The organism is Mitsuokella sp. UBA4253 (genome assembly GCF_002395285.1).
Classification (GTDB): domain Bacteria; phylum Bacillota; class Negativicutes; order Selenomonadales; family Selenomonadaceae; genus Mitsuokella; species Mitsuokella jalaludinii.
In genome coordinates this window covers 152,524-166,885 of the sequence record NZ_DGWR01000014.1, presented here as the reverse complement: position 1 = coordinate 166,885, position 14,362 = coordinate 152,524, and the positions used below count along the sequence as shown (strand labels likewise).

The 14,362-nt window shown below is 62.7% G+C and carries 14 protein-coding genes; 1 reads left to right on the top strand and 13 read right to left on the bottom strand.

Features of this window, described 5'->3' with window-relative positions:
• Window positions 1-45: 45 nt before the first annotated feature.
• From B2X55_RS07265 to acpS, 13 genes are all read right to left on the bottom strand, one after another.
• On the bottom strand, window positions 46-270 hold the full coding sequence (locus tag B2X55_RS07265) for a FeoA family protein (protein ID WP_036375415.1): 225 nt from the start codon (window positions 268-270) through the stop codon (window positions 46-48).
• 221 nt (window positions 271-491) lie between these two features.
• Complete coding sequence (locus B2X55_RS07260; protein ID WP_286821520.1) at window positions 492-1,283, bottom strand: ABC transporter ATP-binding protein; 792 nt, start codon at window positions 1,281-1,283, stop codon at window positions 492-494.
• Complete coding sequence (locus B2X55_RS07255) at window positions 1,280-2,266, bottom strand: FecCD family ABC transporter permease (protein ID WP_286821544.1); 987 nt, start codon at window positions 2,264-2,266, stop codon at window positions 1,280-1,282. Before B2X55_RS07255 ends, B2X55_RS07260 begins: the two co-directional genes overlap by 4 nt.
• Window positions 2,266-3,219, bottom strand: coding sequence for an ABC transporter substrate-binding protein (locus tag B2X55_RS07250; protein WP_286821519.1), 954 nt, complete (start codon window positions 3,217-3,219; stop codon window positions 2,266-2,268). Before B2X55_RS07250 ends, B2X55_RS07255 begins: the two co-directional genes overlap by 1 nt.
• On the bottom strand, window positions 3,216-3,953 hold the full coding sequence (gene cobI / locus B2X55_RS07245) for a precorrin-2 C(20)-methyltransferase (protein ID WP_286821518.1): 738 nt from the start codon (window positions 3,951-3,953) through the stop codon (window positions 3,216-3,218). Before cobI ends, B2X55_RS07250 begins: the two co-directional genes overlap by 4 nt.
• A 218-nt stretch (window positions 3,954-4,171) precedes the next feature.
• Window positions 4,172-4,954 (bottom strand): sirohydrochlorin cobaltochelatase, encoded by a 783-nt coding sequence (locus B2X55_RS07240; protein WP_286821516.1) that lies wholly within the window; start codon window positions 4,952-4,954, stop codon window positions 4,172-4,174.
• Window positions 4,954-6,303: a phosphoglucosamine mutase gene (gene glmM / locus B2X55_RS07235; protein WP_226867583.1), complete on the bottom strand. Its 1,350-nt coding sequence runs from the start codon at window positions 6,301-6,303 to the stop codon at window positions 4,954-4,956. The genes B2X55_RS07240 and glmM overlap by 1 nt, the downstream gene beginning before the upstream one ends.
• Before the next feature lie 58 nt (window positions 6,304-6,361).
• Window positions 6,362-7,969, bottom strand: a complete 1,608-nt coding sequence (locus B2X55_RS07230; RefSeq protein WP_286821514.1) for an NAD(P)/FAD-dependent oxidoreductase — start codon at window positions 7,967-7,969, stop codon at window positions 6,362-6,364.
• A 51-nt stretch (window positions 7,970-8,020) separates the two neighbouring features.
• Window positions 8,021-8,980 (bottom strand): CdaR family protein, encoded by a 960-nt coding sequence (locus B2X55_RS07225; RefSeq protein WP_286821513.1) that lies wholly within the window; start codon window positions 8,978-8,980, stop codon window positions 8,021-8,023.
• A complete protein-coding gene (gene cdaA / locus B2X55_RS07220; RefSeq protein WP_226867580.1) occupies window positions 8,977-9,816 on the bottom strand; it encodes a diadenylate cyclase CdaA in 840 nt (279 codons plus the stop codon). Before cdaA ends, B2X55_RS07225 begins: the two co-directional genes overlap by 4 nt.
• Before the next feature lie 229 nt (window positions 9,817-10,045).
• Window positions 10,046-11,107, bottom strand: coding sequence for a branched-chain amino acid aminotransferase (locus B2X55_RS07215; RefSeq protein WP_255240820.1), 1,062 nt, complete (start codon window positions 11,105-11,107; stop codon window positions 10,046-10,048).
• A gap of 140 nt (window positions 11,108-11,247) precedes the next feature.
• Window positions 11,248-12,801 (bottom strand): NAD(P)H-hydrate dehydratase, encoded by a 1,554-nt coding sequence (locus B2X55_RS07210; protein WP_286821512.1) that lies wholly within the window; start codon window positions 12,799-12,801, stop codon window positions 11,248-11,250.
• Window positions 12,802-12,803: 2 nt separating this feature from the next.
• Window positions 12,804-13,175 (bottom strand): holo-ACP synthase, encoded by a 372-nt coding sequence (acpS, locus tag B2X55_RS07205; protein ID WP_286821543.1) that lies wholly within the window; start codon window positions 13,173-13,175, stop codon window positions 12,804-12,806.
• Between the two features lie 232 nt (window positions 13,176-13,407).
• Between acpS and B2X55_RS07200 the strand changes: the two genes are divergently transcribed.
• Window positions 13,408-14,325 (top strand): LysR family transcriptional regulator, encoded by a 918-nt coding sequence (locus B2X55_RS07200; RefSeq protein WP_286821511.1) that lies wholly within the window; start codon window positions 13,408-13,410, stop codon window positions 14,323-14,325.
• The last annotated feature ends 37 nt before the right edge of the window (window positions 14,326-14,362 follow it).

Here is a 14,362-nt window from a genome sequence, read left to right as displayed (position 1 = left end):
CGCATGGATGAGCATCTGCCTTGCTGCTTTGTACCGTTCCCGTGGTCAGCTGACCTGCTGGACCTCGATTCTCTCGGCATCTGCCTTGCGCAGAGCGAGGTTGTACGAACGCACGCCAATGGCAATCGGATCGCCGAGCGGTGCGGAGCGCAGGACTGTGACCTTCGTGCCGGGGATCAGCCCCATCGTCATCATGCGCTGCTTCAGGTCCGATTCGTGGATCTTGACGATCTTCAGCACCATGCCGGTCTTACCGTCTTTGAGTGTCAAATCAAACGCCTCCCAAAGGTATCTTGATAATGAGATTATTTCTTACATGAATTATGATAACTTATCTCAATATCATCTGTCAAGACGGATAGACGCATTTTGAAAAATATTTTCACTAGCAACTAAAAAAAGCCCCCGACCATTGCCTATGGTCGGGGTGACGAGCGTCGGACAGTCGGGAGAATCCATCGGACCGTCCGACGATCGTTCTGTTTGCGGGTTCATCGCCTGGTCAGGGCAGCTGGCAGATACACGGTCCTGCCCTCTCGGTCCGTGAAGGCGTCGGCCTCGACGCCGAAGACATCGGCGAGCAGCTTGGCGGAGATGACGTCCTCGGGCCTGCCCTGCCGGGCGATGCGGCGGCCCTGCAGCACGGCGACAGCGTCGGCGTACTGCAGGGCGTGGTTGATGTCGTGCAGGACCATGACGATAGTCACGCCGTACTGGCGGTTGACCGCGGTGATGATCTGCATGACCTCGAGCTGATGGGCCATGTCGAGGTACGTCGTCGGCTCGTCGAGCAGCAGGACCTCGGGCTGCTGCGCGAGCACCATGGCCAGGAAGGCGCGCTGGCGCTCGCCGCCCGAAAGCGACTGTACCTGGCGGTCCTGCAGGGCCTCGACATGCGTGACCTGCATGGCCCAATCGACGGCCTCACGGTCTTTTACGGGGTCTTCCGCGCGCAGGTGTGAGCGGTAAGGAAAGCGGCCGTAGCCGACGAGGCGGAGCACCGTCGTGTCGGCTGGAGCCTCGACGCCCTGCGGCAGCACGGCGAGCCGGCGCGCGAGCGCCTGACGGCCGATGCGGCGTATATCGCATCCTTCGAGCTGCACCGCGCCGCCGCTTGGCCGCGCAAGCCCTGCCAGCAGGCGCAAGAGCGTCGACTTGCCCGCGCCGTTCGGCCCGATGATGGCCAGCCGCTGGCCGCGCGCGACATCGAGCGCGACATCTTCGAGGATGGGCGTATGCCCGGCCGCATACGCGAGATGCTCTGCCGATAATATCGTCGTCATAATTGCCTCCTAAGCAGGAACAGGAAGAACGGCGCGCCGAGCGCGGCCATGATGATGCCGACGGGCAGCTCGACGGGCGCGAAGGCCACGCGCGCGAACGTGTCGCTGTAGAGCAGGACGGCCGCGCCCAAAAGTGCCGAGGCAGGCAAGAGGATGCGGTGGTCCGAGCCGACGAGCAGCCGCGCCATGTGCGGCACGATGAGGCCGACAAAGCCGAGTAGTCCGACGACGGAGACGGCACTTGCCGCGAGGATGGCCGCGACGGCCGTCAGCAGGAGGCGCGTGAGCTCGACGCGCATGCCAAGGCTCCTTGCCATCGCGTCGCCGAGCTGCAGCACATTGAGGTGGCGCGCGGCGAGCACGGCGAGCGCGAAGCCCACGAGCGTGTAAGGCCAGAGCATCGCCACATGCGGCCAGCTGCGCGCCGAGAGGCCGCCGACCATCCACATGAGCGCGTTGTGCACGCGGTCGCTGTAGAGGATCATCAAAGCCGAGATGCCCGCGCCGAGGAAGGCGGAGACAGCCACGCCCGCAAGGATGATGCGGATGGGCTGGATGCCGTTCTTCCAGGCGAGCAGGTAGATGAGCACCGCCGCCCCCATCGCGCCGACAAAGGCCGCCGGCGTGATGAGCGCGCTGTGCTCGGGGAAGAGCAGCAGGACGAGGATGCCCATGAGCCCCGCGCCCGACGAGATGCCGATGATGTGCGGGTCGGCCAGCGGGTTCTTCATGATGGCCTGCAGGATGGCGCCCGAGAGCGCGAGGTCGATGCCGACGAGCGCGGCCACGAGCGTGCGCGGCAGCCGGATGTTCCAGAGGATCTGCGCATGTGTGCCGCCATCAGCGCCCATGAGAATGGCGGCGGCCTCCTGCGGCGCGATGGCGACGGAGCCCATCATCAGGCTGACGAGAACGCCTGAGGCGGCCAGCACGAGGAAGATCAGGAAGACGGCCGCGAGCCGCCCACTCGATGCGCCCCGCATCATTCAAACGCCTCTGGATAGAGGCACTTCGCCATCGACGCCACGGCCTCCGGGTAATGGATGCCCGGGCTCAGCAGGAAGAGGTCCTGCGGCAGGTAGTAGACGCGGCCCTCGCGGACGGCGGCGATTGTCTGCCAGGCAGGACTGTCCTGCATGAGGCGGTCCATGCCAGCTTTCGCCTCCGCCACGTCGCCCATGCTCGTGATGAAGATGGCCTCCGGGTCCTGCAGGACGAGCGTCTCGAGGCTGTAGGGCGCGGCGTCGGGGTTCTTCTCGAGCGGCGCCGTGCCCGAGGCGACGTTCTGCCAGCCGAGCAGATTTGCCGTACAGCCTGCGATGCTGCCGTCGAGCTGCACCGTCAGGCCCTGGTTCGTGCTGTGGATGATGGAGACGCGGCGCGCCTCCTGCGGAATCTTCGCGCGCACGTCCGCGATTCTCTCATCCATCGAGGCGATCAGCTCTTCGCCCTTCTCGCGCTCGCCCGTGACCATAGCGAGTGCGCGGACCTCCGCCTTGACATCGTCATAACTCTTCATGTCGAGCACGAGCGTCTTGATGCCGTTCTGCTCCAGGGGCGAGACGAGCTTCTCGTTCATGCCCTTGTTGAGGATGACGAGGTCCGGCTCGCAGGCGAGGACCTTCTCGAGGTCGATCTGGTAGACCTTGCCGACGCTCGCCTTATCCTTGGCATATGCCGGCATCTTCGTCTTCGAGTCGGGCCGGCCGACGACATCGCCACCGACTTCGTGCAGCGGCTCGAGGAAGGACGCCGAGGTCACGACGATGCGCGACGGCTTCTTCGCGAGCTCGACATCGCGGCCCAGCGCATCGTGGATCGTGGCAAACGGCGCGTCACTTGAAGAGGCTGCCTGCTGTGTACTGCCGCATCCTGAAAGCGCGAGCGAGCCGAGCAGGAAAAGGCCCAGCAAGGCGCCCAAAAGCAATCGTCTCATCGCGCACCGCTCCCCTTCTCCTCCGCATCCACTTCTGCCCGGCGTGTCAAGATGGTCGAGAGGTAATTGAGCTTCTTCCCTCGCTGCGCCTCGAGGTCATCGATGACGCACTCGCCGTCGAGGCCCGCGCGGCTCACGAGCACCGCATGGCGCAACAGATCATGTTCCTTGAGCTGGTCCACGATGGCGGGGAAGTTCTTGTAGACCTTCATCAGGACGACGTTGTCGGAGACCTGCATGGCCTGCTGGATCTTTTCTGGCGGGGCTGTCGCGGGGATGATTGTCAGGATGTCATCGCCCTCGACAATCGGGCGGCCGCTCTTGCTCGCGATGGCGGCAAAGGCCGGCACGCCGGGAATCGTCTCGATCGCGATGTCCTCGTGCTGCAGCAGCCGGTAGATGTAGATGTAGGTGCTGAAGAACATCGGATCGCCGAGCGTCAGGAAGGCGACGTTTCTGCCCTGTCTGAGGAGCGCGAGGATCTCCTCCTTGTTCTCCTGCCAGGCCGATGTGTCCGCCGCAAAGTCGCGGACCATCGGGAAGACCTGATAGACGATCTCTACATCCGGCTTGAGGTACGGCCGTGCGATTGACAGCGCGACACTGCCGTCCTTCTTCTCTGTCTTCGGCGCAATCAGCACATCCGCCTGCCGTATGGCGTGGATGGCCTTGACGGTCAGGAGCTCCGGATCACCGGGCCCGACTCCGATACCAAAAAAAGTCCCGTTCTTCATCGCAAATATCCTCCTAACATGACAACCAATCCTTTCTAACATAACTACAAAAGCAAATATCTTCTTATTTTCATGGTAACGTCTCAGAGAATCACTGTCAACTGGCGTTTCACAACGACGCAGTGAGACTGGTTCAAAAAAAGGCAGCCCCCATCCAGGTAATCTGGACAGGAGCCGCCTTGGACTCGTTATTCTCGATAAGCAGAGGCATCCTGCTATCACTCTGTGCGCAGCGCCTTGCGTGCCTTCTCGATGTAGATCTGGCGGAAGAGCGGCGATTCGCCGAGCCCTTCGAGGATCGGAGTGACCGAGAAGCCTGCCTTTTCAAGGCGCGCCTTCCAGGAAGCTTCCCCCTCACCTGCCATATCGCGCGCTACGTGCATGCCGCTCGTCAGTAAGAGCGGTGCGAGCAGGACTTCGCGCACCTGTTTCTTCCGCAGGCGCTCGAGCACCATCTTGAAGTCAGGCGTGTCCGTCGACTCGAGCACGCCGACGTGGATGGGCAATTGCTGCGCGTCGATCTCAGCCTGCAACCGTTCGTAGACGGGATTGTGGCGATGCGGGGAGCCGTGTCCGAGGAGCACGAGCTCCGCATCGCGCGGCACGAAGATGCTGCGGCAGAGCGCGATGAGGTTCCGCGTATAGTCCGCTTCTTCGAAGAAGGCCGGCTCGCCGACAGTGAGCTTCTCGTAGCGCGAGGTGTAAGCCGGCACGACATCGAGCACCTTCTTCTCGTACTCCTCGCCCGGCGTCATGTACGTCGGCTGCACGAGCACATGCGTGACATCCTCTTCAGAGAGGCGCAGCAGGGCCTCCTCGAGGGAATCGCGGTGGAGGCCGCGCTTCTCGAGTGACGTGCGGATGAACGTCGAGGTGAAGGCCTGCACGATGACAGCTTCGGGGAACTCCGCACGGAAATCCGCCTCGAGCGCGTCGAGACAGCGCTCGCGCGAATCATCACCCATCGCGCCGAAGCTCGTGAGCACGATTGCCTGCCGCATCAGCCCTGTTCCTTCTTGACGACGTCGGCGATGGCATGGCAGATGCGGTCGAGCTGCTCCTGGTCAGGGCCTTCTGCCATGACGCGGATCAGCGGCTCCGTGCCGGACGGGCGCACGAGGATGCGGCCGTTCTCGCCGAGCTCCTCGTCGCCTGCGGCGATGGCCTTCTTGATGGCCTCATTCGTCTCCCAGCCCTCTTTCGTCGCGACCTTGACGTTGACGAGCAGCTGCGGGTACGTCGTCATCAGCGCCGTGAGGTCGGATGCCTTGCGGCCGCTGCGCTTGAGCGAAGAGAGCACCTGCAGGGCCGTGATGAGGCCATCGCCCGTCGTGCTGAAGTCGGTGAAGATGATGTGGCCGGACTGCTCGCCGCCGATCTTGTAGCCGTTCTTGAGCATGTTCTCGAGGACGTAGCGGTCGCCGACCTTCGTGATCTCGGCGCGGCCGCCGGCCTTCTTGATGGCCTGATGGAAGCCGATGTTGGCCATGACCGTCGTGACGACCGTGTTGTAGGGCAGCTTGCCATCCTTCATCATGTCCATCGCGCACATGACGAGGATGTGGTCGCCGTCGATGATCTGGCCTTTCTCGTCGACGCAGAGGCAGCGGTCCGCATCGCCGTCGTGTGCGATGCCGAAGTCCGCGCCGTTCTCGAGGACGGCCTTCTGCAGGGACTCAAGGTGCGTCGAGCCGCAGCCGTCGTTGATGTTCGTGCCGTTCGGCAGCGCGTGAATGACCTTGACCGTGGCGCCGAGGTGGCGCAGGATCTTCGGCATCGCCTCATAGGCGGCGCCATTCGCGCAGTCGAGCACGACCTTGACGCCCTCGAAGCGCTCCTTGCACGTCGAGATCACGAACTCCATGTACTGATTCAGGAGGTCCGTGCGGTACTCGATGTGGCCGATGTGCTCCGCCGTCGGGCGCGGGTAGTTGTCGTCCGTCTCGAGCTGATGCACGATGGCCTCGAGCTCATCCTCGACGGAATCCGGCAGCTTGTAGCCGTCGCCGCCGAAGAACTTGATGCCGTTGTCGTGGAACGGATTGTGCGAGGCCGAGATGACGATGCCGGCCTTGGCCTTGTGCTTGCGCGCGAGGTATGCGATGGCCGGCGTCGGGATGATGCCGGCGAGCATCGCGCGGCCGCCCGCCGAGCAGATGCCGGCCGTCAGCGCCGACTCGAACATCTCGCCCGAGATGCGCGTATCGCGGCCGATGATGATGAGCGGCTGCTCTTCCGACTCCTTGCCGAAGTAGATCGTAGCGGCGCGGCCGAGACGGTATGCCATCTCCGGCAGCAGCGTGACGTTTGCCTCTCCACGGACACCGTCCGTACCGAATAATCTTGCCATATTTCTTTCCCCCTGATACTCAGATGCGTTTTCGCGTCTTAAAGGTTTGATATCCTTATTAGTATTGCACATTTTGGTGCAGGAATGCAAGTGCCGCTTTCATGCCATCGACGGCGGCACTCATGATGCCGCCCGCATAGCCCGCACCCTCGCCCATCGGGTAGAGTCCCGGCGTCGCCTCGGCGACAAACGTTTCGCGGTCGCGGCGGATGCGGCACGGCGCCGACGAGCGCGTCTCAACGCCCGTCATGACGGCACCGGCGTCGGCAAAGCCGGGGATCTTGCGGTCAAAGTACGGCAGGGCGCCTGTAAGCGTCTTCGTGATGAAGTCCGGCAGGCAGCGATGCAAGTCGGCTGCCCTGACGCCCGGCGCGTACGTCGGCTTCGTCAAGAAGTCCGTCGAACCGCTCCTGCCCGCGAGGAAGTCGCCGACCGTCTGCACCGGCGCGAAGTAATTGCGACCGCCCAGCTCGAAGGCCAGCCCCTCGAGCTTCTGCTGCAGCGCCATGCCCGCAAGGACTTCCTGGCCGAAGTCCGCGGGCGCGACCTGCACGAGAAGCGCGCTGTTGGCGATGCCCGAGTCGCGGCGGTAGTTGCTCATGCCGTTCGTGACGACGCGCTCCTTCTCCGAGGCCGCGGCGACGACAAAGCCGCCCGGGCACATGCAGAAGGAGTAGGCACCGCGCCCCGTCGCGGGGTCCTTGTAGGTCAGCGCGTAGTCGGCGACGGGCAGCAGCGGATGGCCCGCGTCCTCGCCATACTGCGCGCGGTCGATGAACTCCTGCGGGTGCTCGATGCGCACGCCCATCGCGAAGGGCTTGGCCTCCATCGCGACGCCGCGGCTGAGGAGCATGCGGTAGGTGTCACGCGCCGAGTGGCCGATGCCGAAGAATACGACATCGGCTTCGATGCGCTCCTCGTCGTTGACGATGACGGCCTCGACGCCCTCTTCGCCGAGCTCGACGTCCGTGACCTGCGCGCCGAAGCGCACCGTGCCACCGAGCCGGATGATCTCCTTGCGGATGTTGCGCACGACCTCGCGCAGGATGTCCGTGCCGATGTGCGGCTTGTGCAGATAGCGGATCTCCTCGGGCGCGCCCGCCGCGACGAACGCCTCGATGACGTCCTTCATGTGCGCATCGTTGATGCGCGTCGTGAGCTTGCCGTCCGAGAACGTGCCGGCACCGCCCTCGCCGAACTGCACGTTCGACTGCGGGTTGAGGGCGCCGCCCCGCCAGAAGCGCTCGATGTCCTCGTGGCGCGTGTCGACGTCGTTGCCGCGCTCGAGCACGAGCGGCTCGCAGCCGTGGCACGCGAGCGTCAGCGCAGCGAACATGCCCGCCGGGCCGAAGCCGACGACGACGGGCCGCCTCTCGAGGTGCGGCGCAGGAATGGGTGCCGGTGCCTGCGGCACAGGGGCCTCTTCGACATTGCGGTCGCGGCGCAGCTTCTGCAGCACCTTCTTCTCGACCTTCCCCTCGAGCTTGACGTCGAGGATGTAGACGAATTGGATGGGCGCACCGTGGTAGCGGCGCGCGTCGACAGCCTTACGCACAATTACCACCCCAGCGATCTGCTGAGGTGGTAACATAAGGCGCTTGGCTGCAAGATCTTCGAGGCTGGCCCGTTCTGTGAACGGCACAGCCAGATTGCGGATGCGGATCATTGCAATCCTCCTATCGGTTTATGGTATCGGGTAGTCTTGCGGATTCATTTCTCACGGGCTGGCCGTACCGGACGCCGCTTTCTTCTTGGCCTTGATCTCGATGTGGACCGTCACGCTGTTGTTCGTCACGGTGACACCGTCGGGCGGCGCGAGCTGGACATTCTCATCCGTCGTCTTCGTCAGGCCGTCGAGCGAGATCTTCTGCGTCTCGATGCTCGTGAGCTTCGACAAGATGTTCTCTGGGCCGACGACCTCGATCTTCACGGGGTCGGTCTTGACGGAGCTGACCTCATAGCCACTGGCAAGGCCGTCGCCGAGGACCGGCTTGACGGTGACGATCTTCTTCATGAGGCCGCGCGCGAGCTGCACGCTGACCTCAGCCGAGGCGGGCTTGACGGTGACGCCCGCGACTTCGCGGCCGTCCGCATTGATGGCCGTCAGCGGCACCTTGAGGCTGAAGTCATCGCCATTGCCCGCGAGGCCGACGTAGCCGATGACGCGCGTGACTTCCTTGATATCCGAGGCAGCGCCCTCTATGGTGACCGTCTCCACGGACGGCTCGATGTGCGCCACCGTCGTGCCCGGCGCCGTCGAGCCCGTCACGATGAACTCAGCCTTCATCGTCTTCTGCACGATGCGGTCGAGCGTGAAGGTCACCGTATCCGGCTTGGCCTCGACGAGCTCGAAGCCCTGCGGCAGGACGGTCTGCACCTTGACGGCATGCTTACCCTCCTCCACCTTCGAGAGGTCGACGTATGCCTTGAAGTCGCTCTCGCTCGCCGAGACGAAGAGCGAGCGCGGCCCGCGTACGCGGAGCTTGACGCTTGCGGCGTCCTTCGTGATCTTGTAGCCCTCCGGCGCGTTGACGACGTCGAGTTGCACGGTGTAGGTGCTCTCGATGGACGGGTTCTGGTCGTTCATGACATAGCCCCAGAGGATGACCGCGATGACGAGCGCCAGGATCTTGGCCGGCAGATTGTGCTGCACGATATTGCGCATTCTTGAGATCATTTCTTCTTCCTCCAGTTCCTGATGAGGTCCTTGAGACCCTTCTGCGGGGAAGTGAATGCCGGCCGCAGGATGTTCTTGAGCTTCTCCGTGTCGAGATGGCGGACCATGCGCCCGTTCTCCGCGACCGAGATCGTGCCCGTCTCCTCACTGACGACGACGACGAGCGCGTCGCACTGCTCCGAGAGGCCGATGGCCGCGCGGTGGCGCGTACCGAGCTCCGTCGAGAGCGAACGGTTCTCCGTCAAGGGCAAGAGGCAGCCTGCCGCAATGAGGCGCTTGCCGCGCACGATGGCCGCACCGTCGTGCAGCGGCGTGTTCGGGATGAATACATTGAGCAGGAAGTCTGCGGTGATGAGGCCGTCGATCTGGATGCCCGTCGCGCTGATGTCGTTGAGGCCCATGTTGCGCTCGATGACGATGAGCGCACCCGTCTTGTTGGCCGACATGACCTTGACGGCCTTGGCGAGCTCGCGCACGACAGACTGCGCTTCCTCGTCGTCTAAAAGCACCGACGGGCCGAGAAACTTGCCCTGGCCGAGGTGCTCGAGCGCGCGCCGCAGCTCTGGCTGGAAGACAATCGGCAGGGCGACGAAGAGCAGCGTCACCGCTTTCTGCAAGAGCCAGGAGATGACGTGCAGTTCCAGCCAGCTGCAAACCATCGTCACGCCCAAGAGCACGAGGATGCCCTTGACGAGCGTGATGGCGCGCGTGTCCTGCAGCATGACGTAGACCTTGTAGAGGATGACGGCCACGATCAGGATGTCGAGGATGTCCATCGGGCCGATTGTCGAGATGATACCGTGGAATTGTAATGGATATGGCAGCTCAAATGGCATAAGCAAAACTCCTAAATGTATGTGGATCAAGATGAATCCGATATTTATCGTATTATATATAAAGCTATTCTCGCCATGATACAGGAAATCCTTGTGACTGTCAAAAAATTTTACTCCTAAGTCCTGAAGGCTTCCTGAATCCCTCCTGTATACGCCGCTGCCAAGGGAAAGCAAAAAGCCCGGCTGCCAAAGGGCAGCCGAGCCGTGAACAGGATATTCCTGTTTTTGCTTACTTGATCTCGCGGATCCATCCCTCTTCCGGTGCTTCGACCGTGCCGAGCTGGATGCCGCGCAGCGTGTTGTAGAGTTTCGTGAGGACAGGGCCCATTTCCTTCATGCCGCTCGGGAACTCGATCGTCTCGCCGTTGCCGACAACCTTGCCGACCGGGCAGATGACGGCAGCCGTGCCGCAGAGACCAGCCTCGGCGAAGTCCTTGAGCTCCGTGAACTTGACCGGACGGTGCTCGACCGTGTAGCCGAGATGCTCGGCAATCGTGACGAGCGAACGGCGCGTGATCGACGGCAGGATGCTGTCGGATTTCGGCGTGACGAGCTTGCCGTCCTTCGTGACGAACAGGAAGTTTGCACCGCCCGTCTCCTCGACGTACGTGCGCGTAGCAGCATCGAGGTACATGTTCTCGTCGAAGCCCTTCTGGTGTGCGAGGATGTACGGATAGAGGCTCATCGCGTAGTTCAGGCCGGCCTTGATGTTGCCCGTGCCGTGCGGGGCAGCGCGGTCATAGTCACTGACGCAGATCGTGATCGGCTTCACGCCGTTCTTGAAGTAGGAGCCGACCGGCGTGCCGAAGAGACGGAACTGATATTCGTCAGACGGCTTGACACCGATGACCGGGCCCGTGGCAAAGAGGTACGGGCGCAGGTAGAGGGCACCGCCCGACTCGAAAGGAGGAATCCAATCCTTGTTGGCTGCAACAACCTGATCGACAGCCTCGAGGAACATCTCCTCCGAGACTGGCGGCATCTCGAGGCGCTTAGCCGAGTCGATCATGCGCTTTGCGTTCATGTCCGGACGGAACGTGACGACGCGGCCGTCCTTCGTCTTGTAGGCCTTGAGGCCCTCGAAGACTTCCTGGCAGTACTGCAGGATGCCGGCGCACTCATTGATCGTGACGTTGGCGTCATCCGTCAGATGACCTTCGCCCCACTTGCCGTCTTTGAAGTTTGCGACGTAACGCTGGGAGATCGGCTGATACGCGAACCCCAGGTTATTCCAATCCACATTTACTTTTGCCATTGAAAACTCCTCTTTTCTTTCCGTTAAAGTAGTTATATCATAGTCCCGGCTGTACAGTTTGTCAATAGCCTAGGCAAGAAAATGATGTAATTTTACACAGAATATGTATCTTTGTCTTTCATCCGCCTACATACGCTTTTGTCCGCTTTTATCGTGCTTTTTATTATAGAAAGAAATCACTCTCCCGCTTGCAGCAGGCGGCGCGCCTCTGGCAGCTTCGCGAGGATGTCCCCGGCGATAAGGCCTTCCGCCCGCTCTCCGTAGGCAAGGTCACCAGCGAGCCCGTGCAGGTAGACGCCGAGAACGGGGGCCATGCCGTCTGCGGCCTGCTCCATGAGGCCCGCAATCGTGCCGGCGAGCACATCGCCCGCGCCGGCCGTCGCCATGCCCGCATTGCCCTTCGTCGTGAAGAAGACGCGGCCATCGGGGAAGGCCACGAGCGTGCACTCGCTCTTGAGCACGAAGACGGCATGGTATTCGGCCGCCGCGTCGCGCGCGATGCCAACGATATCTTCGCGCAGGTCCTCGACGGAGAGCCCCAGGAGGCCCGCCATCTCGCCGAGATGCGGCGTGAGGATCGGCACGTGCTTTGCCTCGCGCAGGATCTCGGGATTGTCGCGCAGGGCGTAGATGGCATCGGCGTCGATCACGAGCGTCCTGTCCGTCTCGCGCACGAGCGCCCTGACGAGCTCGCCCGTCACCTTGGCGCGCCCGAGTCCCGGGCCAATGAGGACGGTATCGTACCCTTCCGTCAGCGGCACGAGCAGCTTGAGGGCCTCATCGCCGCCGAGGACGCCTGCCTGCTCTTCGGACACGGGCACCGTCATCGCCTCCGTGAGCTTCGCGGCGAGGATGGGCTGCTGGCTGTCCGGCACGGCGAGCGTCGCGATGCCGCAGCCCACTCGCAGGCAGGCCGAGGTACAGAGTGCCGCCGCGCCCGTCATGCCGCGCGAGCCCGCAACGACGAGGATGCGGCCGCAGGTCCCCTTGTGGGCCGTGCGCGGACGCGCGGGCAGCAGAGCGGCGGCCATCCGGCCGTCGATGCAGGCCTGCTGCATCGCCTCGTCCTCCAGGAGTTCGTGCGGGATGCCGATGGAGTCGACGCAGAGCTCGCCCGTGCAAGTCGCACCGAGGCCGAGCAGGTGGCCCGGCTTCGGCAGTCCGAGCGCGAGCGTCCGCGTTGCCTGCACGGCCGCATCGCCGACCTCGCCCGTATCGGCCTCGACGCCGCTCGGGATGTCGATGGCGAGCACCGGGCAGTGCGCCGCATTGACGAGCTCCACTGCCTGGCGGACGACGGGGCGCAGCGTGCCGCGGAAGCCCGTGCCGAGGATGCCGTCGAGCACGCCGTCCGCGAAGCGCAGAGCGAGGCGCAGCCGGTCCATGTCGCGGTCACCCGTCAGGTCGTGCACGGCGATGCCCATCGCCGTCACAGCCTGCTTCATGATGGAGGGCGATGCCTTGAGATGGTCGGGATTGCCCGTCAGGAACACCTTGAGGTCCGCTCCCTCGTTGGCGAGGTAGCGCGCCGCCGCGAACGCATCGCCGCCATTGTTGCCGCTGCCCGCGAGGACGCAGATCGTCTTGCCGCGCACAGAGCCGAGCAGCGCGATCATCTCTGCAGCCGTCTGCCGCCCGGCATTCTCCATCAGCACGACCTCCGGCAGGCCATACTCCTCTCCCGCGCGCCGGTCGACAGCGCGCATCTCCTTGACAAGTGATACCTTCATCGTCATCCCTCCATCACACATTGTGCCGTCGCGTACGCACGCGAGTGGCTCAGCGAGACCCATACCTTTGAGACCGACCGGCTGCGGGCCAGCTGCGCAAAATACCCCGAAAGATGCACACGAGGTGCCCCGAGCGCATCCGGCAAAATCTCGATGTCGTGCAGCGTGCCGCCGCGCAGCCCTGTGCCGAGCGCCTTCATGATGGCTTCCTTGCCCGCGAAGCGCGCCGCATAGCTCGCCATCCTCTGCACGCCGCGGCTCTCGCAGTACGCGCGCTCCGCCTCCGTGTAGACGCGCATGAGGAAGGCCTCGCGGGCTGCTGCCCTCTTCACGCGCGCAATCTCCACAATATCCGTCCCGATACCTACGATCAAGACATCCACCTGCTTTCCGTGTTTCATTCTGGTTCATTTTCTCTATCCTGGATTAGATTCCCCATCCCCCGCCCATTTTCCTGCCAGAGCCTGCGGCACAGCTGGGACTGTTCCCGAAAATATTTTTGATAATTTTCGATTATACTATCATACATTCACTAAAAGTATGGTATAATGACACTGGATAAAGCGAATTTATACAGATAAAATGGAACAGAAAGAAGCGATTTGAATGGAACTCAGACAACTCGAATATTTCCAGATGGCCAGCCGTCTGCGAAATATCACCCGCGCTGCGGAACGCCTGCGTGTTTCCCAACCGAACATCACGGTCGCCATCAAGAAGCTCGAGGCCGAGCTCGGCATCCAGCTCTTCGACCGCAGCCAGAAACAGCTCGCACTGACGCCTGAGGGCGCCGTCTTCCTCAACCGAGTCGAGCTCGCGCTGCGCAACATCCAGGACGCCGTGCTCGAGGTCAACGACTACAAGCAGCTCCAGAAGGGCACCATCAAGATCGGCGTGCCGCCAATGATGGGCGCCTACCTCTTCCCGCGCATCTTCTCGAGCTTCCAGCGCCGCTACTCCCACCTCGACATATTCATGCACGAAGAGGCCTCGATGTCGATCCGCGAGCAGCTTGAGCGCGACGAGCTCGATTTCGGCATCATCATCCTCTCCGGCGCCTCGAACCGCCTGCAGCTGCTGCCCATGTCCAAGAATCAGATCGTCTGCTGCGTGCCCGAGAGCAGCCCGCTCGCCAAGAAGAAGGCCATCACCATGGATGACGTGGCCGACACGAAAATCGTCATGCTCAAGGAAGGCTCCTTCCTGCGCCAGACCATCCTCGGCCGCATGAAGGAAGAGGGCATCACGCCGAACATCGTGCTCGAGTCCAACCAGATCAACACCTTGAAGGGCCTCGTCTCCAACGGCGTCGGCATCACCTTTCTCCTCGACATGGTCGCCGACGAAACGCCCGGCCTCAAGACCCTGCCGCTCGCCGATCCCATCTTCGTCGACGTCGGCCTTGCCTGGAAGAAGGACCGCTACATCTCGAAAGCCGCACAGTCCTTCATCGACTTCTGCAAGGACCTGCTCAAGAAAGACCACAGCAACAAGACCGACGCTGCCTCGCCTGCCCAGGAATAAACCAACTAAGTCAACAGACAGCAGAAATGCCATCTCA